We start from the raw sequence: 26395 nt of genomic DNA, 5'->3' as shown, positions 1-26395 counted from the left end.
TATGATTACAATTGAACAAACCCTCAACATTTTAAAACATGACCAAAATTTCCGAGAAGTTCTAATGAATGGTGAATACCATTACCATCTAGAAGGAACAAGTTTTGATGCCATTAGCTATGATAGCCGTAAGGTGTCTGCTAGCACCCTCTTTTTTGTCAAAGGGGCCAATTTCAAAAAAGAATACCTGGAACAGGCTATTTCTAATGGGCTCGGCTTTTATGTCTCTGAAAAAGATTATGAAGTTGGTATCCCTGCCATTCTTGTCAATGATATCAAGCAAGCCATGAGCTTAATTGCCATGGAGTTTTATGGGCACCCTGAGAAACAATTAAAATTATTAGCTTTCACAGGGACCAAGGGAAAGACAACAGCGGCCTACTTTGCTTACCATATTTTGGAACAAAGCTACCGACCAGCTATGCTGTCTACCATGAATACGACACTGGATGGTAAAAACTTCTTTAAATCAGCCCTGACAACACCAGAGAGTTTGGATCTTTTTGCTATGATGGCTCAGGCAGTAGCGAATGATCGGACCCACCTCATTATGGAAGTTTCCAGTCAAGCTTATCTGGTGAAACGGGTTTACGGTCTTACTTTTGATGTTGGTGTTTTCCTCAACATCAGCCCTGACCATATTGGACCGATTGAACATCCAACTTTTGAGGATTATTTCTACCACAAACGTCTCCTCATGAAGAATAGCCAAGCTGTTGTCATCAATAGCGATATGGATCATTTCTCTGTCTTGAAAGAACAAGTCGAGGGCCAGGAGCACGACTTCTATGGTAGCCAGTCTGAGTATCAAATTGAAAACTCCAAAGCTTTCAGCTTCTCAGCTACTGGTAAATTAGCTGGAGACTATGATATCCAACTCATTGGTCGCTTCAACCAAGAAAATGCTGTGGCTGCAGGTCTCGCCTGCCTTCGTCTAGGGGCGAGTCTCGAAGACATCCAAAAAGGAATTTCCAAGACGCGCGTTCCTGGCCGAATGGAAGTCTTGACTCAAAAGAATGGGGCCAAGGTCTTCATCGACTATGCCCATAATGGAGATAGCTTGAAAAAACTGCTCTCAGTTGTCGAAACCCATCAAACCGGAACCATTTCGCTGGTCCTTGGATCAACCGGTAATAAAGGAGAGAGCCGCCGCAAGGACTTTGGCTTGCTCTTAGAAGACCATCCTGAGATCCAAGTCTTCCTCACAGCGGATGACCCTAACTATGAAGATCCTTTGGCCATCGCAGAAGAGATTAGCAGTTTTATCACGCGCCCTGTCGAGAAAATCGCAGATCGCGAGCAAGCCATTCAACTGGCTATGGCGACAACCAGCAAGCCTGAAGATGCTGTTATTATCGCTGGAAAAGGAGCAGACTGCTACCAAATCGTCAATGGCGTAAAAGAAGAGTATCCAGGTGACGCCGCCATCGCTGAACGTTATCTATAATCAAAAAAAACAAGGCTAGGAAGTTTTCCTAGCCTCTTTCTATTGTTTGATAAACATCAGTCTTTCCTTATCCAAGTCCACTGCTAATTCATATTTGCCTTCATCATTTTTGCGGATATAACCTAAGACTTCTAAACTATCGACAAAGATGTCCTTGCGCTTTTGCTGGACTTCTTCTTTTTTGAGAAATTTGAGCAAAAAGCTGGTCATATACTTAAGAGCATACTCAGGATTGACATCTCCCAAGATGGCATAGAGCTTTTCTTGATCCTCCGTCAATGGATATTGGTGAGCTACCTTATAAAAGTAATTGGAAAGGGTCTGTGCATGTCGCGCAAAGTCCGTCTCCTCTATGAGAATCGCTGCATTGGTCGTATTGCGGAGTTCCGTTTGGAAGACCTTGGCTTTTAATTCTTGATAAACTGCACTGTCCTCTCGAACAAAGACCTCCTGATCCAAGTCAACAAGATCAGCTGACTTCAAGAAGGGCAGGTTGAGGGTGTAGCGTTTATTTTCTCGAAGGATGAAGCCCACTTTGATATATTCCTCCATCAGCTTATCCACTGGTTGATCTGGAAATTGGGCCTTGATTTGCCGCAGGATCACATCGTCGTGCTGATCCAAAAAGTTGATCAAGTCCTTGAAAAATGGCTGACGTGTCAAACGTGTGGGATTAATGATTGTAATCATCCAAATACCTTTCTTTAAACTGTAGCTGTGGTGATTGGGCTAACTGACTAGGATTGGTCCCAGGCTGATCTAAAGGAACCGCTAGACCAAGCCCTCTGTAGTAATCTTCCCAAAACGAACTAATCTCTTGGTCTCCTTTCCCAAACTTCATGGGAATGGTCTCAAAAATAGGAAGTAGTTCAGCAATGAACTGGGAACAGTAATAACCATCTCCATCCGAGTAAAAGGAAGCATTGTAGGGAGCCCCTAAAAGACTTTCTACCCGCTTTTTGACCTCTGGACAATCAATCGCCACATAGCGATAAAGGTCATAGACTTTCCCAGCTTCAAAGAAGTCCTTAGGGGACTGGGAAAGGACGCCACCTTCTACCGTGGCATGATAAATGGAACCGTCCAAAAAGATGGCCACATGGCTATAGTTTCCAGTAGATGCCTGGATGGCCTGTCCCATTTCTGTATTTTCACTGACAAAAATCAAATCGCCCGTCTCTAACATGATCTTCTCCTAGCAAAAAAGGAGCCGAAACTCCTTTTTAACGATGGGTTCCCCCATTTATCATTATGCATTAAAGCTTTCTGTCAATTGAGGCACCACTTGTTTCTTACGTGAAACAGCACCTGGGAGGAAAGCGTGGTTGTTTTCAAGTTTGAAGTTGAAAGCTGCTTCTACCTTGTCCATGTTGGCACCAAGAGCCAAGATTTCTGAGTTTGAGTTAACGATGTCTGTAATCATCAAAACAAAGTCAGAGTATCCGTTAGCTGCATTTGCTGCTTGGATGGCTGCTTCGATTTCAGCTTGGCGTTCCAAGACTTCCGCAATATCAACTGTGTTCACTTGAGCCACACGAACATTGTTTCCGTTCAATTCAAAAGTCTTGGCATCGATGTCGATCAATTCTTCTGCTGATTTGCTTGCCAAGTTGGTACCAGCCTTGAGCATGGCAAGACCGTATTCTTCCAAGTTGACACCAGCCAATTCAGCCAATTCAGGCGCAATGACTTTATCAGATGGGTGGGTAGTTGGAGATTTCAAAAGAAGAGTATCTGAAATCAAACCTGAAAGCATCAAACCTGCCAATTCTTTTGGCACTGCTACACCGTGTTCTTTGAACATGCGGTAAACGATAGAAGATGCTGATCCTACTGGTTCCAAACGCATGTAAAGTGGGCTAGCAGTTTCAAAGTTAGCCACACGGTGGTGATCCACCACACCGTAAACTTCTACTTCAGCGATATCTGAAACAGATTGTTGGAATTCATTGTGGTCCGTCAAGATAACTTGCTCTGCACCTTCTGCTTTAGCTGATGTGATGACGCGTGGTGCTTCCACACCAAAATAGTCCAATACGAAAGCTGTTTCTTCATTCGGAGTTCCAAGAGCCACTGCTTCTGTATCCAAACCATATGCTTCTTTTGCAAGATAAGCAAAAGCTACAGATGAGCCGATAGCATCTGAGTCAGGATTTTGGTGACCAAAAACGAGAATTTTTGACATGTTTCTACCTCTTTATTTCATTTATAGATTCACTCTATTTTAGCACGTTTTGCCATTTAAAGAAAGGGAATAGTTGTGCATTTCAATAGAAAAGACAGCTGGAAGGCCCAACTGTCTATACTTTTTATCCTTTGACCCGTTTCAGGTAATCTTGGTAACTTTCTGTTTCCATCAAATCTTTTGCATTTTGGACCCGTTCTTTTGTCGGTGGTTTCACACCCTCCAATTTGTACGGAATTCCCAATTCACGCCATTTGAATTCCCCCATCGTATGGTAAGGAAGGATCTCAAATTTATCAACATTTTTAAGGGTTTTAACAAATTTTCCAAGCTCGATCAAGTCGTCATCTCGGTCTGTAAGCCCAGGTACCAAAACGTGACGAATCCAGACTGGTTTTCCAATATCAGATAAGTACTTGGCACAAGCTAAAATCGTTTTATTGGTATGGCTGGTCACAATTTTGTGTCGTTCATCATTGATTTCCTTGATATCCAGAAGCACCAAGTCTGTCACCGCCATCAAGCGGTCGAATTTTTCCAAATAACGAGGTGTATTCCGGAAAGGAAGGGCACAGGTATCCAAGGTACAATGAATGCCCAACTCTTGAGCCTTGGTGAAGAGGGCAATCAAAAAGTCAATCTGCAAGAGGGCTTCTCCACCACTGACAGTGATTCCCCCTTTTTCGCCCCAAAATCCACGATAACGGAGGGCTTCTTCTAGGACATCATCCACGGTCCGTTCACGGGACTTGTTGGTTTCCATTGCCCAAGTATCTGGATTGTGGCAGTATTGACACCGCATTTGACAGCCTTGAAGGAAGACAATAAAGCGGATCCCAGGCCCGTCTACTGCCCCAAAACTTTCTGTTGAGTGTACCATTCCTGTTACTTTTCCATAGTCAACTGTTTCATTTTCCATTGAGGAACCTCTTCTCTTGAAAACGTTTTATGGTTTTATTATAACACGATTCCATCTATTTTAAAGAGTTTAAGCTTCTTTTTGAAAAGAAACTGTTCTTTTCAGTGTTTTTCATTGTCCTAGTACAGTTTCTAATTTGGCACTATCTGTCCTGTATTTTAGGAGAAAAAAAGGAGCCAGCGACTCCTTTTTTAGATCTTTCTTATGAAACACGTTAGTGAGTAGTCCTTTTCTTCTTATACCAGACAAGACTCATCGTAGCTACTGCCACTCCAAAAAGGGCTAGATAGCTTGTTTCTTGTCCAGTTGATGGAAGGATTTTCCGCTTGCCTGGTGTCTTGGTTTGTGTTGTTGCCTCTTCCTTGTCATCTTGCTTCTCATCTTCGTTCTTGCCCTTCTCTTTGCTTTCAGATGTTGAACTCTTTTGTTCATTAGCTTGGGCCTGATGAGGGACTAGTTGAGATCCTGTATTCGATGAAGAAGGGCTAGTTTGATCCGTTGCTTGACCTGTATTTCCTTGTTGATCATCCGTCGGCGTTCCTGGAGTTTGTGCTCCACTAAAGTCGATTTGGACCAAGACAGGATCATGGTCTGATGCACGACCGTGTTCCTTCATAAAGGAAGCATTGATATGGACTGGTTCAAACCTTGCTTTAGCTGCCATGTTGTTTGAGATAAAAATGTTATCCAAAACCTGATTGCTTCCACGGTAGAAATAAGAATAGCGATCGCCTGCATCATGTTGGGCCATTAAGTTTGTTAGTTCGTTGCCAGCAAGGATCTGCGCCGTGGTTGAGAAATCGTAGTCATTAAAATCACCCGTCAAAACAAAGGTGGTCTTCGGATTTTGCTTCAAGCCTTCTTGAACGAATTGATGGATGACACTAGCTTGTGCTTCACGAGTTGGCAAGGTGTGTTCCACTGCTGGTTGGCTTGCCCCATAAATAGCATCATCTCCGATTTTTGATTTCAAGTGATTAGCAATCACCACAACTGGTTGACCTTTGAATTCAAATTCAACAGCTAAGGACTTGCGAGTATGATCAAACGATGGGTCATTAGGGGCAATCCGAGCTGGATTTTTAACCAGGTGTCCCTTGTCAAATTGCGCTGCCTCGTTGCTAGTTGCTGCCTCTTTTTTGGCTAAGGTTACGCGTTCTGGATTGTAGAGGATTCCCAAACGAATATTGGAACCAGGCTTTCCTCCGTCAGCGCCATCTACTGGAGCAACCTCCGTATACTCATAGCTCTTGCCACCCAATTCCTTGATCCGATTGGCTAGTTTGCGTCCACTTTCAACACCACTGGTCGTTCCGTCATCCACACTACCATTATTGTCCTGCACTTCGATCAAAGTAATGATGTCTGGATTGTGAATTTCATGGATAAAGGAATTGGCAATCAGCGTCACCTTATCCTCTGGGGTTTCATTTTTGGCATTGTTGGCCGAGAAATTTTCAATATTGTAGGAAGCGATGGTCAGCTTGTCCTCACTTGGTTGGGTTTGAGCTGCTTGACGCTGCAAACCACCATCTTGGACTGTCAACTGTTGAGTAGGTTCTAACTTATAAAAGCTATTCCGATACGTTACCACTCCTGTTACGTCTTCTGTAAAGTAATCCTTGGCTTTTGCGACAAATTGATTCCCAACATAAATCGGGATCGTCGCTGTATTTTGCGCATGTGGCCGTAGATTCAGACCTCCAATATTGTTTAAAGGAAGACCTGTGAAATCTTCTCCCAAGACATAGATATCTCCTTTGTACTGGGGACCAAGGACATGCGGTTTCTTCACCACCGTGAGCATTCCTTCCAGGCTTTCCCAATAATCGAGGGCATCGGTTTCTGGAGCATAAGCAGTCGGATTAGGCTTCACCTCTGCTGGCATCTCCGCAGTGATATTCACAGCTTCTGGAAGAGGGGCTGACCCATCTTTGGTGATCCAAGTGTCAACCAACATGGTCACCGTTAAACTATTCGTCGGTTCCTTAAAGGTCTTCCCGGCTCCCAAAGTGACTTCCTCCATATAGCCTTCCTTGACGGTACCGGTGATTTTCACCTTATCGCCGACTTTCACCTTGTATTTGGAAACAACATAAATCCCATCTGAAGTACGGCTATTGCCATCCGATTCAATATCTTGGGCATAAAAACCATAGCGGTCTGTCTTAGTCACCACTGCATTTTTGATGGCTACCTTTTGGCCTTCCAGTGGAGAGCGTTGCGCTTCCCCTTGAATGTCCCCGATCTTAACCGTTTTCTCCTCAGCAGCGTCTGAGGAACTGCTAGATGTCTCTTCTTTATCACTCGAAGCTCTCGTCGTAGCGTCTGTAGTTGTTGTTGTAGCAGAAGTCGAACTATTTGTCGAGCTTTCCTCGCTGCTAGTGTTCGTCACAAGCGCTGGCTCTGAAGTCGAAGCTGTGGTCTCGTCTGCAACTACCGTGAGGGCACTGCTAAAGACCCCCAACTGACTAGCCAATAAGGTGGCTACTCCCAGTAGGCGAATCTTTTTACCGTTTTTTCTCATGCGTTTCTCCATCCCTAAAAAGTTTTCCTCTTTTATTATAAGGGAATGACTTTGTATTTTCAAGCGCTTTCAAAAATATTTTTCAAAAAGAAAAACACTTCGACCCAAAAAGATCGAAGTGTGAAATACTTAAACTAATATCGCCAGTGTCTGATATGGTTTCAGAATTACTTTTTCAGAAAGCTCTACCTTCTCATAGTTGGATAAAAGCACGCGCCCTGTTTGGTAGTCTTCTGGAATCGCTACTTCAACTTCACTGCCATAGAAATGATTGAGTACCAAGAGTTTTTGACCATCTAAGTGACGTTCAAAGGCATAGACTTCTTTACTATCCTCCATTGCTGGCAGATAGCTTCCTTCTGAAATGATCCGCATTTCTTTACGCAGGCGAATCAATTCTTTATAAAATATAAAGATTGGTCCATCCATTTCCTTTTCAACATTGATGTCTTTATAGGACTTCCCAACCTTCAACCATGGTGTGCCTGTTGAAAAACCTGCATTTTCATAAGCATCCCATTGCATGGGTGTACGAGAATTATCACGTGATTTGGCTTGAATAATCTTAAAGGCTTGCTCAGGAGACTGACCTTGATCCAAAAGCATCTGGTAAGCATTGATGGACTCGACATCCACATAATCTGCCATCGAATCATAGTCTGGATCAATCATGCCGATCTCTTCGCCCATGTAGATATAAGGTGTACCACGTGACAAGTGAATGCTAGCAGCGAGCATGGTCGCTCCTTCATTGCGGAAGTTCTTGATACCTACAAAGCGATTCAAAGCACGAGGTTGGTCATGATTATTCCAGAAGAGGGCACTCCAACCACCTCGTTCACTCATTTCCTTGCCCCAGGTATGGTAGAGACGCTCAAGCTCTTGCAGGAAGAAGGCTTTATTGAGACTGTTCAAGGAATGGGGTCGCAAGTTTCTAGACAAGCACACTTTGACTTCCCCGTTTCCCAATTAACCAGCTACCAAGAAATCGTCAAAGCTTCTGGTCTTCACTCAGAAACCAATGTCATTCGTTTGGAAAAGATCAGTATCGATGAAAAAGGCGCTAAAAAGACAGGTTTCCCCCTTCACCGATTGGTTTGGAAAGTAACCCGGCAACGGGTGGTGGATGGTGTCGCTTCTGTCTTAGATATTGATTACCTAGACAGAGAGCTCATCCCTGGCCTGACCAAGGAAATTGCCCAGCACTCTATCTACCAATATATAGAAGAAGACCTGAAATTGCAGATTGGCTATGCTAAAAAAGAAATTTTGATTTCACCAATCGATAATCGTGACAAGATCTTACTGGATCTCGGAAAAGACAAACACGTGGTGACAGTCCGTTCCCAAGTTCACCTAGCAGACGGACGGCAATTCCAATTCACAGAAAGCCGGCACAAATTAGACAAGTTCCATTTTGTGGACTATGCAGAGCGGAGGAAATAAAAAAGGCCGGGACAAAAGTCCTAGCCTCTCAATTATTTTTGGATTGTCGAGCAAGACGCAGTGGTTGAGTGGGCTCTACTACGCTGATTTCATCAGCTTTTACAGCCCTACTCAACTGTGCGGAGGTGGGACGACGAAATCGAATTCTAACGAATGACCGATTTCTGTCCCACTCTCTTTTATTTTATCCTAATACCAATTCATCACTAACCAGGGTTTCACCACTGTTTTGTTGGAAGAGGCGCATCAAATCTTCAACCGTTAGGTTTTTCTTTTCTTCTCCTTTGACGTCGACAACGATCTTGCCTTGGTAGAGCATGATCAAGCGGTTGCCGTATTCGATAGCATGGTTCATATCATGCGTAATCATCAAGGTTGTCAAATCATGGCTTTCCACGATCTTTTGTGTCAATTCCATGACCATTTCACTGGTCTTGGGATCAAGCGCTGCGGTATGTTCATCCAGAAGCAAGAGTTTGGGTTTAACCAAGGCTGCCATGACCAAAGTCAAAGCTTGACGTTGCCCACCAGATAGATATTGAGTATCGACTTTGAGACGGTTCTCTAAACCAATGTTCAATTCCTTCAAGGCTTCACGGAAACATTCGCGATCCTTCTCCCGAACTCCCCAGCCCAACCCACGAGATTTTCCACGACGTTGGGCAATGGCCATATTTTCTTCAATGGTCAAACGAGAAGCTGTCCCCATTTTAGGATCTTGGAAGACACGCGCAATATCTTTCGCACGCTTACGAACACTCGTATTTTTGATGGAGTTACCCTCTAGCAAGATATCCCCTTCATCCACGACTAGATTTCCTGCCAAGATGTTCATCAAGGTTGATTTCCCAGCTCCATTTCCACCGATGACCGAAATGAAGTCCCCTTCTTCTACTTGGAGATCCAATCCTTTTAAGACGTGGTTTTCATTAACCGTTCCTGCTTCAAATGTCTTATGAATGCCTTCAATTGATAATAATGTTGCCATACTTTTCTCCTACTTATTTCCTAACTTCAATCCGCGAACACGAAGCCGTTTTTGCGCCTCAGGAGCGAACAAGACAATTGCGAGCAAGATCGCATTGAAGAGACGAACCATATTTTGATCGAGATTTGGGATCTCGTATATATTTAAGATAATCAAACGATAAACAATGGCTCCAACCCCGATTGAAAGCAAGCGCCAACCAATGGTCAATTCGTGGATCAAAACCTCAGCGATAATCACCGCACTCAAGCCAACCACGATCGTCCCTGTCCCAGAAGTCACATCTGAGAAACCATCATTTTGAGCAAACATAGCGCCACAAAGGGCAATCAAGCCATTTGAAATCATGTAGCCCAACATCTTCATGTTGTCCACATTGACCCCATTAGCCTCACTCATCGGAATGTTATCACCTGTCGAGCGCAGAACCAAGCCAAGTTGCGTCTTCATTAAGAGGGTCAACAAGATACATACGATGATCAAGCAGGAAATACTAATCAAAAAGACAGCTTCTTCATTAGAAAGTCCAAATTTCATGACACTCTTGAAAATGGTACCTGCATCTCCAATAGAAAGGTTAGGAACCCCTCCCATAATTTTGATATTGATAGAGTAGAGCCCCGTCAAAGTGACAATCCCTGTCAAGAGGGCTGGAATTTTCATTTTTGTATGGAGAACCCCAGAAACCAAGCCTGCAATCATCCCTGCTAAAAAGCCCAACAAGGTTGCAACCCAAGGGTTTCTTCCCGCTTGAATTTGTGAGGCTACAACTGCTGCCCCAAGTGGAAAGGCTCCTTCTGCCGTCATATCGGCAATATCTAAAATTCGAAATGTTAAGTAAACACCGATCGCCATGATCGACCACAATAAACCTTCTGATAAACTTGATAAAACGAAATTCATCTCAAACCTCCTATTTTTCTACCTTCAACGAGCTAATATCAATTCCAAGCTCTTTAGCCATCTCTTTATTGGTATGCAATTCTAATTTTTCAGGTGTTTCAACTGCGACTTTTCCAGTTTTCTCACCCTTCATGATGCGAACAGCCATCCGAGCAGCTTGTCTTCCCAATTCCTCATAATCGGTACCAAAGTTGTACAAACCACCAGTAGCCACCATCTCAGCAGACCCACCAAAAACTGGCACCTTATGGCTGATAGAAACCTGTTTGACAGTGTCCATTGTAGAAGAGATAATATTGTCCGTCGGAACAAAGACGATATCTGCCTCTGACATGATACTGTCTGCTGCAGCTTTCACATTGTTACTATCAAGAATTGTTTTTTCAACCACTTGATAGCCTTTAGCTTCTAAGATCTTCTTCGCATTGTCTTTTTGGACGACGGAGTTAGGCTCACTTTGCGTATAGAGAATCCCAACTGTTTTCGCCGTTGGAAGCACTTGCTTAATCATGTCTACCTGTGTAGCGATCGCATCTTCTGACTGGTCACTTGTCCCTGTGATATTGCCACCTGGTTCTTTCAAGTTTTTCACCAATTTCGCTGCCAATGGGTCGGTCACAGCTGAGAAGACAATAGGTGTTGATTTAGTGGTATTAGCCAAACTTTGTGCAGAAGGAGTTGCAATCGCAAAGACTAGATCACTTTCTTCTGCCAATTGTTTAGAAATATTTTTCAGATTTCGTTGCTCCCCTTGAGCATTTTGGAAATCGATCTGAATATTTTTCCCATCTACATAGCCCTCTTTCTTCAACTCCTCGATAAAGCCTTTTCGTGTCGCATCGAGCGACTTATGGGTGATGTACTGGGAAATCCCAATTCGAAAGACATTGTCTTTTTTAGTATCTTTTAGGTTATGTAAGGTCACCAATGATGTTAACAGAAGTCCTACAACCAGGACAGGTGCTAGCAATTTTTTCACTACTTTCATTTATTGACTCCTTTTCTGCAAAAAAAACAAAAAATCCGCTTAGATGATACTCTAAACGGATGCTTGAAATTCTCCAACAAGTTACAAAACCTCGGTCCATTTAGATACTAGCTCTATGGACCATCATCAAAAATCTTAGCCACATAGATACAAACAAATTGCTTGGGTTGTTTGCATCCATGAGATCATGTCTACAAACACTATCTAAAGTAGCTAAAGTAAAATTTTTGAGTTGAAATGGCTTGTTGCTTCATGTTTATTTTCTGCTTTCTTTTTTTATGGGTATTATCTTACCTTAATTTTTTTTGGCTGTCAAGACTATTTCAGAAATTTTTGAAATTTTTTGAAAATTCAACTGTTCCTGACAAGAAAAAAAACAGAGGCTGGAACACGTCCAAGCCTCTATTTTTTAATCTTCTTTTGATTTTGTTTCTTCATCTTCCTCGACGATTTCAGAAATTTCAACTTTCACCTTGGTCACACGACCATTTTTTACTTTGTCATTTGTCAAAATGAGGTGTTTCTTTTGACTATCGACTTCACAGCTGAGTCGCTCTTTCAAGGTTGGAATTCGCCCAACCTCTGTCAGATAATACCCTGCAATGGTATCCACATCATCACTTTGCAACTCAACATCAAAATATTCGTTAAAGTCATTTAGTGACATGGCTCCTTGTACGACATAGGTATTGTCCGCAATTTCAAAGACATCAATTTCTGCTTTGTCAGTCTCATCGTCAATTTCACCGACGATTTCTTCCAAGAGGTCTTCAAGAGTAACCAAACCAGACATCCCACCATATTCATCAAGCAGAATAGCCATTTGATTTTGGGTATTGCGCAATTCCTTCAAAAGATCATCCACAAAAATAGTCTCTGGAACAAACAAAGGTTCTTGTAAAATCTTTCTTAAGACAATATTATCAAAGCCATTGATAAATCCTTCGTTCAAGAGACGTTTGGTATGGATGAGACCGATGACATTGTCCTTGTCATCATCATAGACAGGAATCCGTGAAAAGTTTTGCTTAAGGATACTTTCAATGATTTCTTTGGTATCATCATTGATATCAACCATGAAGGCATCCGTCCGTGGCACCATGACTTCACGCGCTACCATTTCATCTAATGAAAAGATCCCTTGGAGCATCTCAATCTCGTCCGCATCTAGTGTTGCTTCACTATTGGTCAGCATATACTCGATTTCATCCCGCGTCATCTTTTCATCCGGATCATCGAATTCCATTGGCGTGATACGGCTCAAAAGGTTGGTCGACGCTGAAAGCAACCAAACAAAGGGGCTAACAATTTTTCCTAATAAAATGACAATCGGAGCCGTTCGAACAGCTAACTCATCTTTCAGGTTCATAGCGATTCGTTTCGGATAGAGTTCCCCAAATACGATCGAAATATAAGTCAAAAACGCTAGAGATAAAAAGCTTCCAGCTGCAACAGCCGTTTTAGTATTGCCCATCCATCCAGCAATGACATGACCAAGGCTATCTGCAAGACTCGCCCCAGATAAGATGGTAATCAAGGTGATCCCCACCTGAATAGTGGATAAAAAATGGTTGGGCTGTTCCAAAACGCTAAGAAGACGAATGTATTTTTTATCCCCTTCTTCTGCTTTTTGCACTACACGAGAACGATTCAACGATACCATTGACATTTCGGTTGCCGAGAAAAAGGCGTTCAATAATGTCAAAACAATCAATAAAATAAATTCCAATAAAATTTCCTGACTGCCAGGGTCTTCCATGGATACTTTCCTCCAGTATATAATATTGTATATTATACCACAAAATATGAGAGCCTGCATTCTTCTATGTCATTTTCTTTTTTCACCATCAAAAAATCAGGACCAGGTCCTGATTTTAGTGCTCTGCACTGGTAAAATCATAAAAGAAGGCATTGAGTTTTTCAACCAGCTCTAGCGATGAGAGACTACTTGTACAGATAAAAGGTTTTTTCTTTAATTCCGGCATCATAAAGTTGGCCACCACGACATCTGCATCTGAAGCTTCAATATCATCCACTGTTAGATTGTACTTGATCATCTGCGTAAATTCAAAGTTATCCGTACAGTAGAAATCTAGAAAATCGATCATGGATTTGGCATGGTGATCGTCAAAACGACTGATAATCAAGACCTTAATAGACTTCCGACGGCGCAACAACTGCGGTAAGAGACGTTCCCAGTGAGTGTAGACCGTGTAGATCATGTGCTTGATGATCTCTTCGTTCAGATCATGCTTCATGGTCTTCATATAAGTAATGATATGCTCCTTCAAATCATCATAGAAGGCTGGGAAGATGCTCATGAAATCTTCGTTGGTATTGGTCTTGGTATCAAATAAGAGGAACTCCGAGAACAATTCCTTCCGACCTAAGTGAGCCGTATTGTGAACGTGCATCAACATCTCATCAAGATTTTCAATGTCTAAATCATAGGTATAGCATAGATCCTTGAACATATCTCTGATGAGCGTCGTTGATTCTTTGGCATAAGGATCCGTTTCTACAGCTTCGATCAAGCTTTCTGGACTGAAATAGAAATTCTCTTGAATAAAGATAATAAAGAACTGTTCCAGCACTTTTTCATTCAACTCGACACCCAACTGCAAGCTAAAGTAGCGCAACATCTCCTCGACATTGGTCACCCCTTGATACTGGTCCTTATACACATCATAGTTCGTTGGCATGTCGATGAAGTAACCTTGCTTAATCCGTGACAAGTAGACTGTCAAGAGAACTTTATAAGACCTGAGTACAGAGAAGGTCAATGGATAGCCATAGAGCTTGAAGAAGAAGGTGATCAAATCGGTCACCGCCTCTTCCTTAAATTCTGGGAAAGGCCACTCCATGTAGTAATAACGCTCTGCAAAATATTGGGCATAAAAGAAACGAACGTCAATCTCATCCCCGACAAGATTCAAGGGTTTCAAATCAATCTTTACATTGTATTTGGTTTGAAGCTTCTGATTAATCGTCCGAATCAAGCGGTAGAAAGATTGGTAACTCAAATCAAACTTTCTGCAAATATATTCATTGGAAACATCCTTGTTGAAAAAGAGATATTCAATCAAAGCAAAGGCTTGTGATTCTTTAAAAAAGTGATGGTAAATCACCTCAAGCCCAACCGAATCCTCATAACTGATCTTGATCCCATTGGTAGATGATTCAATTAAAAAGTCATCAAATGTACTACGAAGATTAGACAAATCTTCTTTTAACGAACGTTCTGTACAATCCAAACGCTTGGCCAACTCTTTCAAGTGGAACCATCTTTTTTCCTTAATCAGGATTTCCAACAATTGCAATTGGCGTCTCTGTTTTTTCGATAAGAGCAGTCTCATCTTTTCCTACCTTTTCATATTTTCTTTCAAAATCACTTATATTTTAACACATTTCATAGCACTTGTTGACTTTTTTCCAGCATTTTTCAAAAAAATGTACAAAAAAGACTCTAAGGCCCATATAGGCGCTAGAGTCTATGATTTATTAATGATACCAAATTCTTCTTTTTTCTTCTGTTCCTTAGCAGCACGGTGGTTATCATAAAGATTCACCAAGAATTTTACAATTTCTTTTCCAATCGAATAGACTGGAATCGCAACGACCATCCCGATAATGCCGTAAATATTACTTGAGAGCAATAAGAGAACCATAATGGTAATCGGGTGAACCTTCATCACGCCTCCAACGATACGCGGATAAAGAATATTCCCATCGATCTGCTGGATAATCAACATGTAAATGACTGCTTTGATCATCATATCCATATCTGTGAAGGCATAGGTGATGATCATCGGAATCAACCCGATGGTTGGTCCTACATATGGAATGAGGTTGGCTAATCCAGAAAAAATGGCAAAGACCAAAGCGTACTTCAATCCAATAAAACTATAGCCAATGTAGGCTAGGGTTCCAATGATAAAGGCATCGATCGAAATCCCACTAATATAGCGAGAGACCGTTTCATTCAAACTAATCAAGAGGCTTGAAATGTGGAGTTTGTCATTGCGTAAAATGGTCCGCTCCAACATCGGTAATAACTTCTTCCCATCGACCAAGAAATAAACCAAGAAGACAGGGGTCATGATCAAGATAAAGACCGTATTGACAATGGTGTTAACCACACTTCCTAAACTGTTGGTCACACTATTCAAGAGATTTTGTAGGATATCCATATAAGAGAGATTCAACTGCTGAATCGTCGACTGGATATTCACATTTTGGAACAAAGGATTGGTCGAGAGTTTTCGAACCAAACTTTGAACTTCCCAGTAAAGTCCTTGAGTTGAATTGATCAAGCTGGTTAACTGATTGATCAAGATAGGGAGCAGATAAAAGATCCCTAAGCCAATGATCCCAAACAAGAGGACTAAGGTGATCAAAATCCCAAACACACGCTTGATTTTTAAGTGTTTTTCCAACAATTCAACAATCGGATTGGTAATGTAATATAAAAAACCTGCAATTAAAAATGGTAAGAGGATGGTATTCAGAACAGATACAAATGGAGAAATTAAAGTCCCCATTGATTTCCAAATATAGAAAATCACCGTCAATAATAAGATCTCACATGTCCAGAATAACAATTTACTATTTCGAAACATTCCTTACCTCCTGTTTTCTATTCTACCATATTTTATGATAGAATAAAGGGGATTTTAATCAAAAGGATGAAGTTATGAATAATTTGATTGAACTACAAGACGTCAATTTGATCCGCAATGGAAAAGCCCTTTTAAAAGAGATTAACTGGCAAGTAAAAGAAAATGAATGTTGGGCGATTTTAGGCTTAAATGGAGCAGGAAAATCGACCCTCCTCAAACTCCTCATGTCTGAATACTGGGCTAGTTCTGGCCAGGTAACGGTCCTTGGAACCCGCTTTGGAGAAGGGGGTATTCCTGAGTTACGTAAGCGTATTGGGATCGTTAGCTCCTTTATTTCAGAAAGACTGCCAGAACATCTTTTGACAGAGCAAATTGTCCTAACTGGTCAATACAAGAGTAGTATCTTATATGCTGCATACGGGGAGGAAGAACTGAACTGGGCACGGGATATGCTAACTTCAATTGGGGCTAGCTCTTTGATCGGCCGCAAATACCGTGAGCTCTCCCAGGGAGAAAAGCAGACCGTTCTCATTGCACGAAGCCTCATGGACCAGCCAGATCTGATCATTTTTGACGAAGCTTCTAGTGGATTGGATCTCTTTGCCAGAGAAAAGCTCCTCCGTCAGATCCATCATATCAAACAACTGGATCACGCGCCTACCATGATCTACGTCACCCACCATGCCGAGGAAATTACAACAGACATGACCCATGTCCTCTTACTCAAACATGGCCAAGTGGTCGAGCAAGGACCAAAGGAAAAGATCCTAACTCCTCATGTCCTTAGCCAATTTTATGAAGCACCAGTATCCCTTATTGATCTTGGTGATGAGCGACTCTTTGTCAAACCAGAAATCGCACACTGAAAAGAAAATGAATAAAGCAAAAAGAGAGTGGGACAGAAATCGGAAATTCGTTAGAATTCGATTTCGTCGTCCCACCTCCGCACAGTTGAGTAGGGCTGTAAAAGCTGATGAAATCAGCGTAGTAGAGTCCACTCAACCACTGCGTCTTGATCGACAATCCAAAAATAATTGAGAGGCTAGGACTTTTGTCCCAGCCTCTTTTACTCTTATCTCAACGATTCCGTGCATACTCGATTAAATCGTATGGAAGCGTATTGGCACTTTCTCTTAGGGAATAGCTTTCTAATTCATTGACATTTTGTCGCATACGGCGCGCTTGCTTGGCGGTAATCAGGTGTTGCGCTTCATATTCAAAAATAATCTTACGCTCCAAATAATAGCCTCTCAACATTTCATCGATATTATTTGGCTTCACGCGATTAATAACACGCTCCACAAAGGCCCCACTCGTAATAATAGCTGTCTCTCTCAGACGAGATTCTTGTAGGAAAGAGATCAAACTGCTCCGATAAATCCCCTTGAGGTCTTCCAAACTTTCGATAATGATTTCCGTATTGGCCAGATAAAGGGCCGCAATCTGGTCATAATCAATGGCCTCTAACTTACTGTCTTCTCGGGTCCACCAGTTTCGCAAGCCAGACCCAAAAGTTAAGATCTCATGAACTAATAAACGCAAGAGACGGAAAGACACCAAGAGGTAATAGGTTAAACGAGACGAAAGATTGCGATTGACACGTTGCTCCATATTGCGAAGATAGCGTTGGTAGACGCGGTAGCCCCGCTCTCGAATCTTCCCTTCTTCATAGGCTTGTTCCAAGCCGTCACTTTCAATACTCAAAATCAGGAGCTTCAACTGTTCCCAGTCCTTTTGAATGAGCCTGTTTTCTTGGCCTAGAATCAAGTTTTCTATGCGACCATGGTAGTTATCAATTGCCGCATACAAGGGCCCCTTGTGCTTGCTATTCTTTAGGTCTGCTTCTAATTCCATGACGACATCATTTAAAATCGCGATCTGCATCAGGTAGTCATTGGTTTCTTCCTTTTCTTCTGATAATTTTGGAAGTACCACTAAGCCAGCAATAAAGCTGACAAGGGTAACTCCTGCCACTAAAAAGAGTAGGATGGGGTATTCTTTTTCGATCTTGGTTGGAATCAAAAGAATCGTCGCAATCGAAACCGTTCCCTTCACACCTGAAAAGGTCAGCAATAAGGCATCTTTTAGATAATTTCTCAACGATTTTTTTAGTCGAGCCGTTCGGAACCAATAAAAGAGGTAAACCATGACAAAACGAATCAAAAAGAGCAAGGCTGTCAACAGAAAGACAGAAAGAACTAAAAGAAGATTATTGTAAATGGGACTACTTAAGATGGGCTTGGAAATCATTTCCAATTCCATTCCTAAGATGACAAAGACCGACCCATTTAAGATAAAGTTGACCGTATTCCAGACAGTATGACTCACAGTATCTACCCGCGCTTCAAGGAGGGTAATGTGCTTAAAGCGACTGGCTTTTAGGATTCCTGACACAACTACTGCAATGATACCAGAGACATGGAGTTCTTCTGCTAGGAAGAAGGTCAACAGTGGGAGACTCAGTTCTAATAACAATTCACTGGCAATATCACTAGCGCGAACACTCAAGAGTAAGGTTTGCAGCCACCGGTTCACAAAGGCCGTCAAGATCCCCACCGCAAATCCTCCTATAATGGAGATTCCTAAGGAAATCCCTGCCTGTCCAAGGGAGAAACTTCCGGTCGCAAGGGCTGCCAAGGCCACTCGAAAGGCAACTAGACCTGAGGCATCATTTAGTAACCCTTCTCCTTTTAAGATATTCGAAACCCGCTTTGGAAAGGTAAAGCGCTCAGACAGGGAAGCAAAGGCTACTAAGTCTGTTGGACCTAGAGCTGCCCCTACGGCCATACAGGCTGCTAAAGGAAGGCTCAGCCACAAGGAGTGAGCTGCCCATCCCAAACTGATGGTTGAGATAAAAATCACTGGAAAAATCAAATAGAGGATGACCCGCCAGTGTTTCAAGACAGAAGTAATATCTGCTTCTTCTGCTTCTCGAAATAAGAGAGGGCCAATGACCAAGGCCAGAAAAAGCTCGGTATCCAGATGAAAATTTTCTTCTGGCACAAAGAGGGCCCAACCAATCCCTAGTAAAATTTGAATCAAGGGCAGAGGAAGGCTCGGCACAAGTTTATTCGTGGCATTTGAGACGATCAAAATCATCGAAAAGATCACTGCATAAAGGAGTAGTTCCATATCACTCCCTCCTTAGCGTTCTTGGCAACAGGTCTCAAATTGCTGTTTTAACTCCGCAATCTTTTGGTCTGTCTTGGTTACATCCTTGTGCTCAATCTTCTTTTGGCACCGTTCCATCTCAAGCGAAACCAATTTCTTTTTTATTTTGAGCATCTTTTTGGTCATATGGGCTTCATCATAAAAACCTATTGCACGCTCGTGGATGGTTGATTCGACAAAATGATGTCTCAATCCTTCGATTTTATTCTTTAAATATTCTTTATCCATGACGGTAGCTTTCTAATTTTTCGATCATGACCAAAAACGGTGGCTGATTCACTTGATTCAGTGTCCGGTAGATGGTCGCTGTATAGTCTTTTTGAGGGAGCTGACTGACAAAGTCCAGCACTGCATCACGCTCGATGTCTCCTCCTTCATGACCATAATAGATCATAATAGCCATTCGCCCACCTTTTTCTAGGCGAGCACAAATTTTCTCCATCGCTTCAATCGTGGTAGCAGGAAGAGTAATGACCGACTTATCTGCAGATGGCAGATACCCCAGATTAAAAATAGCTGCTTTGAGGGTCTCCACATATTGGTCCACATGCTGGTGGCCATCCAAAATCAACCGGACATGTTGAAGACCCAACTTTTCCAATCGTTCTCGGGTATTTACAAGTGCTTGTTCTTGAATATCAAAGGCATAGACCTGGCCTGCAAGTTGGGCTAAAAAGGCCGTATCATGTCCATTTCCCATGGTCGCATCCACCACCACATCTTCTTTGGTGATGACTTCTGCTAAAAATTGATGGGCCATTTCAAGTGGTCGAAGCATCAGCAGTCTCCTTTTCTTCTAGCTTACATCCTTGGGTACTTCCACGCCGACGCATTTCAGTTTCAATGGCGTTTAGGACTTCCCATTTGTTGAGGCTCCACATAGGGCCAATCAACATATCCCTTGGCGCGTCCCCTGTAATCCGGTGGATGACAATGTGTTTGGGGATGATCTCCAACTGGTCACAGATGACCTTGACATACTCCTCCTGGCTCATGAGTTGAAGTCGTCCTTCATGATAGTCCCGTTGCATCCGTGTATTGGTCATCAAATGCAAGAGGTGTAACTTGATGCCATCAATTTCATTATCGGTCACACAACGGCGAACATTTTCCACCATCATCTCATGCGTCTCCCCAGGAAGGCCATTGATCAAATGGGATACGATCTCTGCCTTGGGGACCCGTTTGCGAATACGCTTGACTGTTTCAACATAGAGATCATAACTATGGGCCCGATTGATCAATTCAGAAGTCGCTTCATAAGTCGTCTGAAGCCCCAACTCGATCGTCACATGCATGCGCTCTGTCAGCTCTGCTAGGTAGGCTAAGGTCTCATCTGGTAAACAGTCCGGACGCGTACCAATGTTGATTCCTACCACTCCTGGTTCATTGATGGCCTGTTCATACCGCTCTCGAATGACTTCCACTTTATCGTGGGTATTGGTGAAATTTTGAAAATAGACCAGGTACTTCTTCACATCTGGCCATTTCCGATGCATAAAATCAATCTCTTTGTAAAACTGTTCTCGAATCGGAGCTTCTGGGGCCACAATGGCATCTCCTGAACCCGAGACCGTACAAAAAGTACAGCCACCATGGGCGACTGTTCCGTCTCGATTGGGACAATCAAAGCCTGCATCAATAGGGACTTTAAAAGTCTTTTCTCCAAATAAGGTTCGATAATAATCATTCAAGGTATTGTAGGATTTCATACCCTTCATTATAGCAAAAAAAGAGTCGAACTCAAAACGCGAGTTCAACTCCTAGTTGTTAGATGCTTATTTTTGCTTGCCTGTAAAGCGCCATTGAAATCGCAAGCGATCATACAAGGGATACTCAAACTGTAAGACAGCAAGACCCAAAATCATACTGCCAAGAACGTCTGATGGATAGTGGACCCCAACATAAACGCGGGAAACCACAATGGTCACAATTCCCAGAAGCAGCAAGCCTTGAAGGCAATAGCGGGCTGTTTTATTTTTTACATGTTGGCCGATGATGATGATCAAACTTCCCAAAACAAGGGTAGACGCCAGTGAATGACCACTCGGGAAAGAAAAGCCTTTTTCCTCTACTAGATGAAGAATACTTGGTCTCGATCTCTGGTAGATATTCTTTAGAAGAAGAACCAAAAGACCAGTCAATACCAGATTGCTTCCAAGAAAAAGAGCTTCACTGTACCATTTCTTGTAACCAAAGACCGCTAGCAGAAGACACACCCAGATGACAATGATCTTGGTATCCATGACGTGGGTCACCTTGGTAAAGAAGGCCGTCAGTGCTGCAGGCAGATCGCCTCGAATAGCAGATTGAATGGTGCTATCAAAGCCTGTTAATTGTTGCGGGTAAAAGCGAATCACATACCCGAGAATCACAAAAATGAGAAGGGCGAAGCTTGCCTTCGCCCAATGTTGTTGTTTATTTTTCATATTTTTTCAAAATCGGTTGCAATAAGGTATAGATCAACCCAAATGCGATGGCCCAAATCACCCCTTCGATCAGGTTAAACGGTGCAACCATTGCGGCTAAATAGTGGACAAGCCCTAGTGTTTTCGAAATATCATAGTTCATAAAACGAGCATACAAAGGGATTGCATAGACATAGTTCACCAACACCATCGTGATACTCAAGCTGATCGTTCCAACAATCGTTGCCAGGACAAATCGACCATGGGTCCGTTCTTTGTTCCAAATCCAAGCAAAAGCAAGGACAAAAACAAGAACACCAATGATATTGATTGGTAATCCGATCAAGGTTTCAAGCCCCTTATTATTAAGGGCTAATTTAAGAACAGATCGGATCAAGGTCACCCAAACGGCACTTTTAAAGTCCAACAGGACCAAGGCCAACAAAATGGCGATGATACTCAAATCAATTTTGAAGAAATCTATCAAGAAAGAAAATTGATAGAACATCAAAATAAAAGATAAAGCGGATAAAACAGCCACTAGGGTCAGTTTACGTGTATTTGTCATAACAGGTTCCTCCAATTTTTTAAAAATTAGAGAAGCTGGAAAGACGTCTACTCCATCATTCTACTCTAAACTATTTAAACAAAGCTTAAACTAGAAACTATTCTAGTTACTTTAGCTGGTCTCCATCGAAACATGCCGTTAGTCAGTCTTAGACTCCAAGGTACTATTCCCATGCATCAACTCTAAACAGATCAGAATAGCTGTCAGTCTATTCGTCTCTCGTCTTCTCCCATCCAGACTATACTGTCGGTTGTGGAGTCACACCACATCAGCTTGCGCTCGCGGACTTCTTTTAGAGTATGGAAAAGAACATTTCCTCGTAAAAGTCACCGCCGGTCGGGAATTACACCCTGCCCTGAAGACCCTTTTATGATAACAAAAAAAACTTGCCTAGGCAAGTTTTTGTAACGTCATGGATTACATCGTTCGGGTTTTAATTTTTCGTTCTTATTTGAGCTTGTCGTGCTCATAACGATGGCTCAACTCCAGCCCCTTAAAACCTTGCTGGCGGAGTGCCTCATAGACAATCATACAGACGGTATTGGAGACATTTAAACTACGGACATGCTCATCATTCATCGGAATGCGAATGGCCTTCTCTTCGTGCTGGCGCATAAATTCTTCCGGCAATCCTTTATCCTCGCGTCCAAACAAGAAATAATGGGACTTCCCATCCTGATAAGAAACGTCCGAATAGGTCTGATTTGCAAACTTGGACACTAGGTGTACCTGACCATCGCTCGCTGCTTCCATAAACTCTTCTAGGCTATCATAAAAACGGACATCCAGCTTGTCCCAATAATCGAGTCCTGCTCGCTTCATTTTGCGATCATCGATCGGAAAAGCCATGGGTCGTATGATATGCAAGGGGGAATTGGTCGCCGCACAAGTCCGTGCAATATTTCCCGTATTTTGTGGAATCTGAGGTTGGAACAAGACGATGTGGTTTTGAGCAGCTGACTCTTGGTAGTCCAGTTCTTCAATATTCATACTCGATCTCTTTCTGATAAAAAAATAGCCACACTGCCCGGAGTCAAGCTCAGCAAACAGCGTGGTTACAGCTTCATTAACTTAACTCACAACAGGTTTGAGGTAAATCAACGAAGGTACTTTCTAAGTATAACACTTTTGAAGCTCCTGTCAATAGTTTTTTTAGATTTTTTTAAGAAACTTTACCAAAGTTTTCAATCCCTCCTCGTTCTACTCTTTTGACGATTTTTCCTACTTGTTCTTAGCTTCTCAAAATTCCACCAGAAAATCCTTAAAAAAGATGAATTTTTCTTGAAAATAGAGTATGATAGAAGCATACTCTGGAGGTATTCTATGAAAATTATTGTTGTTGGTGGAGGAAAGGTCGGAACGGCCCTTTGTCGTTCTCTCGTTGCTGAAAACCACGATGTTATTTTGATCGAAAAAGACGAATCCGTTCTTAACCATATTACCAAACGATTTGATATCATTGGAATTTTAGGAAATGGGGCAAATTTCAAGATCTTGGAGCAAGCGGATGTTGAAGACTGCGACATCTTCATTTCCATGACCGAGTACGATGAAGTGAATATGGTCTCTGCTGTTTTGGCTAAAAAAATGGGAGCCAAAGAGACCATCGTTCGGGTACGGAATCCGGAATATTCTAATTCCTACTTCAAGGAAAAAAATATCTTGGGCTTCTCCCTAGTTGTCAATCCGGAATTGCTGACAGCACGTTATATTGCCAATATCATTGACTTCCCAAATGCCCTTTCTGTGGAGCATTTTGCCAATGGTCGGGTAGCCTTGATGGAATTTAAGATCAAGCCAGATAGCAATCTCTGCAATATGAGCCTCTCCCAATTCCGGAAGAAATACGGAAATGTCATTGTTTGCGCAATCGAGCGTGGCAACGAACTCACCATTCCAAACGGGGATTTTGTCTTGCAACCTCAAGACAAGATTTTCGTAACAGGTAACCGGATCGAGGTCGTTCTTTTCCACAACAATGTTCGTCCTCAAGTCATTAAGAGCATGATGATCATTGGTGCTGGGAAAATTGCCTACTACCTACTCAATATTCTTCAAGATGTGCGCCGCAAGATCGATCTCAAGGTTTTAGAAGTCAATCGTGAACGAGCGGAATTCTTTAGCCAGGAATTTCCTGATCTCTATGTCGTCCATGGAGACGGAACTGCTAAAGACATTCTTTTAGAAGAGAGTGCCAATAACTTCGATGCTGTGGCTACTTTGACAGGGGTCGATGAAGAAAACATCATCACCTCCATGTTCTTAAATTCTGTCGGAGTCAAAAAGAACATTACCAAGGTCAACCGAACTAGTCTGTTGGAGATCATTGGCGATCAAGATATGACCAGTATCGTTACGCCAAAACGCATCGCTGTAGATACCATTATGCACTTTATTCGTGGACGCTACAATGCACAGTTCTCAAACCTAGAAGCCTTGCACCATGTCGCAAACGGCCGGATTGAAACCTTGCAGTTCCAAATTAAGGAAGACAATAAACTAACCCAATATCCCCTCTCTGAATTGAAATTGAAAAAAGGCGTCTTGATCGCTGCCATTATTCGAGACGGCAAGGCTATTTTCCCAAATGGAGATGACCGTTTGATGGTAGGAGATCGGATTATCGTAACCACCTTGATTCAAAATGTCACTAAAATCTACGATTTAGTTGAGAGGTAAACCTGATGAATAGAAGCATGATTCGTTACCTCTTGTCCAAGCTCCTCTTAATCGAGGCAGCGCTCCTGATCGTTCCCTTAGTGGTCGCTGCAATCTATCAGGAACCTGCCAAGGTTTTTGTCTCAATTGGGGCAACCATGGCCATCTTACTTGGGCTGGGGCTCCTTGGTAGTTTTCACAAACCAAAGGACTTTCACATCTATGCTAAAGAAGGAGTCCTGATTGTAGCACTCTGTTGGATCCTCTGGTCCTTCTTTGGTGCCCTTCCCTTTGTCTTTTCGGGGCAAATCCCCAACATTATCGACGCCTTTTTTGAAGTCAGCTCTGGCTTTACAACAACAGGGGCAACGATTTTAGATGATGTAGGTGCCCTCAGCCATTCTCTCCTCTTTTGGCGCAGTTTCACCCACTTAATTGGAGGGATGGGAGTATTGGTCTTCGCCCTTGCCATTATGGACAATAATAAGAACAGCCACCTTGAAGTCATGAAGGCGGAGGTTCCTGGTCCAGTGTTTGGCAAGGTCGTTTCCAAATTAAAAAACACAGCTCAAATCCTCTACTTCTTGTACTTGGGCTTGTTCTTCCTTTTTGTGGTTCTTTATTTCCTTGCTGGCATGCCCCTTTATGATAGTTTTGTCATCGCCATGGGGACGGCTGGAACCGGGGGCTTTACCGTTTTTAACGACGGAATTGCCCACTACAATAGTAGTTTAATCACCTATTTGGTCAGTATCGGGGTTTTAGTCTTCGGGGTTAACTTTAACCTCTACTACTTCCTCATGATCCGAAAATTCAAGGCCTTCTTTAAAGATGAGGAATTGCGGACCTACATCACCATCGTCCTCGTGTCCAGTGTCTTGATCGCCTACAATGTCCTTCATCTCTATGCCAATGTCGCTAAGAGTTTTGAGATTTCCTTCTTCCAAGTTTCCAATATCATCACCACTACCGGTTTTGGTTATGGAACGACGGAAAAATGGCCTCTCTTTTCTCAGTTTATCCTCTTGATGCTGATGGTCATCGGTGGTTCTGCTGGATCGACCGCTGGGGGGCTTAAAGTCATTCGGTGCTTGACCTTATGGCGAATCGCAAAAAATCAGGTTCTTTCGACCTTGTCTCCGAATCGCGTTCTGACCTTGCATGTCAATGATACGGTATTGGATAAGGATACACAGCATCAGATCCTCAAGTACTTTACAATATACAGTTTTATCACGATCGGCCTACTCTTTGTAGTCAGTCTAGACAATAATAACTTCATGACGGTTGTCAGCGCTGTCTTTAGTTGTTTCAACAACATTGGACCTATGATTGGAACAGGTCAAACCTTCTCCATCTTTAGTCCGATTTCAAAACTGTTACTTTCCTTAGCCATGATTGCCGGACGGCTTGAAATCTATCCAATGATTCTACTCTTCCTCCCTAAAACATGGTCTAAACGCTGATAGACAACTCTAGTACAAAATCAACGAGAGTGGGACAGAAATCGGTAATTCGTTAGAATTCGATTTCGTCGTCCCACCTCCGCACAGTTGAGTAGGGCTGTA

At 42.5% G+C, this 26395-nt stretch carries 22 protein-coding genes, 2 pseudogenes and 1 riboswitch; of the genes and pseudogenes, 5 read left to right on the top strand and 19 right to left on the bottom strand.

Annotated features, from left to right (window positions below; all coding sequences use genetic code 11):
* Window position 1 precedes the first annotated feature (1 nt).
* The gene (locus tag H7T97_RS04580; RefSeq protein ID WP_201089546.1) at window positions 2-1447 is read left to right on the top strand and encodes a UDP-N-acetylmuramoyl-L-alanyl-D-glutamate--L-lysine ligase; all 1446 of its coding nucleotides are present in this window, start codon (window positions 2-4) and stop codon (window positions 1445-1447) included.
* A 39-nt stretch (window positions 1448-1486) separates the two neighbouring features.
* Here H7T97_RS04580 and H7T97_RS04575 read toward each other — a convergent pair whose 3' ends face one another.
* From H7T97_RS04575 to H7T97_RS04550, 6 genes and pseudogenes are all read right to left on the bottom strand, one after another.
* Window positions 1487-2137 carry a DUF1803 domain-containing protein gene (locus H7T97_RS04575; protein ID WP_201089544.1) on the bottom strand — a complete coding sequence of 217 codons (651 nt, stop codon included), beginning with the start codon at window positions 2135-2137 and terminating at the stop codon, window positions 1487-1489.
* Complete coding sequence (locus tag H7T97_RS04570) at window positions 2121-2633, bottom strand: YiiX/YebB-like N1pC/P60 family cysteine hydrolase (protein ID WP_201089542.1); 513 nt, start codon at window positions 2631-2633, stop codon at window positions 2121-2123. The genes H7T97_RS04575 and H7T97_RS04570 overlap by 17 nt, the downstream gene beginning before the upstream one ends.
* A 63-nt stretch (window positions 2634-2696) precedes the next feature.
* Window positions 2697-3632, bottom strand: a complete 936-nt coding sequence (locus tag H7T97_RS04565; RefSeq protein ID WP_003005572.1) for a manganese-dependent inorganic pyrophosphatase — start codon at window positions 3630-3632, stop codon at window positions 2697-2699.
* A 124-nt stretch (window positions 3633-3756) separates the two neighbouring features.
* Window positions 3757-4551, bottom strand: a complete 795-nt coding sequence (gene pflA / locus H7T97_RS04560; protein WP_003005017.1) for a pyruvate formate-lyase-activating protein — start codon at window positions 4549-4551, stop codon at window positions 3757-3759.
* A gap of 214 nt (window positions 4552-4765) precedes the next feature.
* Window positions 4766-7078, bottom strand: a complete 2313-nt coding sequence (locus H7T97_RS04555) for an endonuclease/exonuclease/phosphatase family protein (protein WP_201089540.1) — start codon at window positions 7076-7078, stop codon at window positions 4766-4768.
* A 129-nt stretch (window positions 7079-7207) separates the two neighbouring features.
* Window positions 7208-7960: pseudogene (locus tag H7T97_RS04550) on the bottom strand (alpha-amylase family glycosyl hydrolase); the annotation flags it as partial.
* Here H7T97_RS04550 and treR point away from each other — a divergent pair.
* Window positions 7946-8524, top strand: a pseudogene (gene treR, locus H7T97_RS04545) (trehalose operon repressor); the annotation flags it as partial. The pseudogenes H7T97_RS04550 and treR overlap by 15 nt on opposite strands.
* 184 nt (window positions 8525-8708) lie before the next feature.
* Here the strand turns inward: treR and H7T97_RS04540 are convergent.
* From H7T97_RS04540 to H7T97_RS04515, 6 genes are all read right to left on the bottom strand, one after another.
* A complete protein-coding gene (locus tag H7T97_RS04540) occupies window positions 8709-9512 on the bottom strand; it encodes an ABC transporter ATP-binding protein (RefSeq protein WP_195424107.1) in 804 nt (267 codons plus the stop codon).
* 9 nt (window positions 9513-9521) lie between these two features.
* Window positions 9522-10415, bottom strand: a complete 894-nt coding sequence (locus H7T97_RS04535; RefSeq protein WP_195424105.1) for an ABC transporter permease — start codon at window positions 10413-10415, stop codon at window positions 9522-9524.
* Between the two features lie 10 nt (window positions 10416-10425).
* Window positions 10426-11403, bottom strand: coding sequence for an ABC transporter substrate-binding protein (locus H7T97_RS04530; RefSeq protein ID WP_195424103.1), 978 nt, complete (start codon window positions 11401-11403; stop codon window positions 10426-10428).
* Window positions 11404-11812: 409 nt separating this feature from the next.
* Window positions 11813-13162 carry a hemolysin family protein gene (locus tag H7T97_RS04525; protein WP_070449287.1) on the bottom strand — a complete coding sequence of 450 codons (1350 nt, stop codon included), beginning with the start codon at window positions 13160-13162 and terminating at the stop codon, window positions 11813-11815.
* 115 nt (window positions 13163-13277) lie between these two features.
* Entirely contained in the window at window positions 13278-14759 is a 1482-nt protein-coding gene (locus H7T97_RS04520) for a M protein trans-acting positive regulator PRD domain-containing protein (protein WP_201089538.1), read from the bottom strand.
* Between the two features lie 135 nt (window positions 14760-14894).
* Window positions 14895-16022 carry an AI-2E family transporter gene (locus H7T97_RS04515; RefSeq protein WP_003008322.1) on the bottom strand — a complete coding sequence of 376 codons (1128 nt, stop codon included), beginning with the start codon at window positions 16020-16022 and terminating at the stop codon, window positions 14895-14897.
* Between the two features lie 74 nt (window positions 16023-16096).
* Between H7T97_RS04515 and H7T97_RS04510 the strand changes: the two genes are divergently transcribed.
* Entirely contained in the window at window positions 16097-16888 is a 792-nt protein-coding gene (locus tag H7T97_RS04510; RefSeq protein ID WP_024054785.1) for an ABC transporter ATP-binding protein, read from the top strand.
* Window positions 16889-17099: 211 nt separating this feature from the next.
* Here H7T97_RS04510 and H7T97_RS04505 read toward each other — a convergent pair whose 3' ends face one another.
* The 7 genes from H7T97_RS04505 to H7T97_RS04475 all read right to left on the bottom strand — a co-directional run bounded on the left by H7T97_RS04505 (window position 17100) and on the right by H7T97_RS04475 (window position 23159).
* A complete protein-coding gene (locus H7T97_RS04505; RefSeq protein ID WP_201089536.1) occupies window positions 17100-19154 on the bottom strand; it encodes a cation:proton antiporter in 2055 nt (684 codons plus the stop codon).
* Window positions 19155-19166: 12 nt separating this feature from the next.
* Window positions 19167-19421, bottom strand: coding sequence for a hypothetical protein (locus H7T97_RS04500; RefSeq protein WP_023918874.1), 255 nt, complete (start codon window positions 19419-19421; stop codon window positions 19167-19169).
* On the bottom strand, window positions 19414-19971 hold the full coding sequence (gene mnmM, locus H7T97_RS04495) for a tRNA 5-(aminomethyl)-2-thiouridylate-methyltransferase MnmM (RefSeq protein ID WP_125826897.1): 558 nt from the start codon (window positions 19969-19971) through the stop codon (window positions 19414-19416). The genes H7T97_RS04500 and mnmM overlap by 8 nt, the downstream gene beginning before the upstream one ends.
* Complete coding sequence (gene mnmL, locus H7T97_RS04490; RefSeq protein WP_195623401.1) at window positions 19955-20914, bottom strand: tRNA modification radical SAM protein MnmL/YtqA; 960 nt, start codon at window positions 20912-20914, stop codon at window positions 19955-19957. Before mnmL ends, mnmM begins: the two co-directional genes overlap by 17 nt.
* A gap of 57 nt (window positions 20915-20971) precedes the next feature.
* Window positions 20972-21622 (bottom strand): phosphatase PAP2 family protein, encoded by a 651-nt coding sequence (locus H7T97_RS04485; RefSeq protein ID WP_201089534.1) that lies wholly within the window; start codon window positions 21620-21622, stop codon window positions 20972-20974.
* Complete coding sequence (locus tag H7T97_RS04480) at window positions 21612-22184, bottom strand: ECF transporter S component (RefSeq protein ID WP_324252899.1); 573 nt, start codon at window positions 22182-22184, stop codon at window positions 21612-21614. The genes H7T97_RS04485 and H7T97_RS04480 overlap by 11 nt, the downstream gene beginning before the upstream one ends.
* A 202-nt stretch (window positions 22185-22386) precedes the next feature.
* Window positions 22387-22536: riboswitch (FMN riboswitch) on the bottom strand.
* Window positions 22537-22616: 80 nt separating this feature from the next.
* The gene (locus H7T97_RS04475; RefSeq protein ID WP_024055209.1) at window positions 22617-23159 is read right to left on the bottom strand and encodes a tRNA (cytidine(34)-2'-O)-methyltransferase; all 543 of its coding nucleotides are present in this window, start codon (window positions 23157-23159) and stop codon (window positions 22617-22619) included.
* 333 nt (window positions 23160-23492) lie between these two features.
* Between H7T97_RS04475 and trkA the strand changes: the two genes are divergently transcribed.
* Both trkA and H7T97_RS04465 read left to right on the top strand, forming a co-directional pair.
* The gene (trkA, locus tag H7T97_RS04470; protein WP_201089532.1) at window positions 23493-24848 is read left to right on the top strand and encodes a Trk system potassium transporter TrkA; all 1356 of its coding nucleotides are present in this window, start codon (window positions 23493-23495) and stop codon (window positions 24846-24848) included.
* A gap of 5 nt (window positions 24849-24853) precedes the next feature.
* Window positions 24854-26293, top strand: coding sequence for a TrkH family potassium uptake protein (locus H7T97_RS04465; protein WP_201089530.1), 1440 nt, complete (start codon window positions 24854-24856; stop codon window positions 26291-26293).
* Window positions 26294-26395 lie beyond the last annotated feature (102 nt).

The organism is Streptococcus parasanguinis (assembly GCF_016648925.1).
In the GTDB taxonomy this organism is placed as follows: domain Bacteria; phylum Bacillota; class Bacilli; order Lactobacillales; family Streptococcaceae; genus Streptococcus.
The sequence above is the reverse complement of the archived record's forward strand: the minus strand, read 5'-3'. Positions and strand labels throughout refer to the sequence as shown.

Excerpts from the sequence above, each read along its gene's own strand:
- H7T97_RS04505 (WP_201089536.1), bottom strand. The coding sequence starts at position 19,154 with ATGGAACTACTCCTTTATGCAGTGATCTTTTCGATGATTTTGATCGTC.
- trkA (WP_201089532.1), top strand. The coding sequence starts at position 23,493 with ATGAAAATTATTGTTGTTGGTGGAGGAAAGGTCGGAACGGCCCTTTGT.
- H7T97_RS04485 (WP_201089534.1), bottom strand. The coding sequence starts at position 21,622 with ATGAAAAATAAACAACAACATTGGGCGAAGGCAAGCTTCGCCCTTCTC.
- H7T97_RS04570 (WP_201089542.1), bottom strand. The coding sequence starts at position 2,633 with ATGTTAGAGACGGGCGATTTGATTTTTGTCAGTGAAAATACAGAAATG.
- H7T97_RS04510 (WP_024054785.1), top strand. The coding sequence starts at position 16,097 with ATGAATAATTTGATTGAACTACAAGACGTCAATTTGATCCGCAATGGA.
- H7T97_RS04540 (WP_195424107.1), bottom strand. The coding sequence starts at position 9,512 with ATGGCAACATTATTATCAATTGAAGGCATTCATAAGACATTTGAAGCA.
- H7T97_RS04575 (WP_201089544.1), bottom strand. The coding sequence starts at position 2,137 with ATGATTACAATCATTAATCCCACACGTTTGACACGTCAGCCATTTTTC.
- H7T97_RS04500 (WP_023918874.1), bottom strand. The coding sequence starts at position 19,421 with ATGGATAAAGAATATTTAAAGAATAAAATCGAAGGATTGAGACATCAT.
- mnmM (WP_125826897.1), bottom strand. The coding sequence starts at position 19,971 with ATGCTTCGACCACTTGAAATGGCCCATCAATTTTTAGCAGAAGTCATC.
- H7T97_RS04525 (WP_070449287.1), bottom strand. The coding sequence starts at position 13,162 with ATGGAAGACCCTGGCAGTCAGGAAATTTTATTGGAATTTATTTTATTG.
- H7T97_RS04475 (WP_024055209.1), bottom strand. The coding sequence starts at position 23,159 with ATGAATATTGAAGAACTGGACTACCAAGAGTCAGCTGCTCAAAACCAC.
- H7T97_RS04515 (WP_003008322.1), bottom strand. The coding sequence starts at position 16,022 with ATGTTTCGAAATAGTAAATTGTTATTCTGGACATGTGAGATCTTATTA.
- H7T97_RS04565 (WP_003005572.1), bottom strand. The coding sequence starts at position 3,632 with ATGTCAAAAATTCTCGTTTTTGGTCACCAAAATCCTGACTCAGATGCT.
- H7T97_RS04555 (WP_201089540.1), bottom strand. The coding sequence starts at position 7,078 with ATGAGAAAAAACGGTAAAAAGATTCGCCTACTGGGAGTAGCCACCTTA.
- H7T97_RS04520 (WP_201089538.1), bottom strand. The coding sequence starts at position 14,759 with ATGAGACTGCTCTTATCGAAAAAACAGAGACGCCAATTGCAATTGTTG.
- H7T97_RS04530 (WP_195424103.1), bottom strand. The coding sequence starts at position 11,403 with ATGAAAGTAGTGAAAAAATTGCTAGCACCTGTCCTGGTTGTAGGACTT.
- mnmL (WP_195623401.1), bottom strand. The coding sequence starts at position 20,914 with ATGAAGGGTATGAAATCCTACAATACCTTGAATGATTATTATCGAACC.
- H7T97_RS04580 (WP_201089546.1), top strand. The coding sequence starts at position 2 with ATGATTACAATTGAACAAACCCTCAACATTTTAAAACATGACCAAAAT.
- H7T97_RS04465 (WP_201089530.1), top strand. The coding sequence starts at position 24,854 with ATGAATAGAAGCATGATTCGTTACCTCTTGTCCAAGCTCCTCTTAATC.
- H7T97_RS04535 (WP_195424105.1), bottom strand. The coding sequence starts at position 10,415 with ATGAATTTCGTTTTATCAAGTTTATCAGAAGGTTTATTGTGGTCGATC.
- pflA (WP_003005017.1), bottom strand. The coding sequence starts at position 4,551 with ATGGAAAATGAAACAGTTGACTATGGAAAAGTAACAGGAATGGTACAC.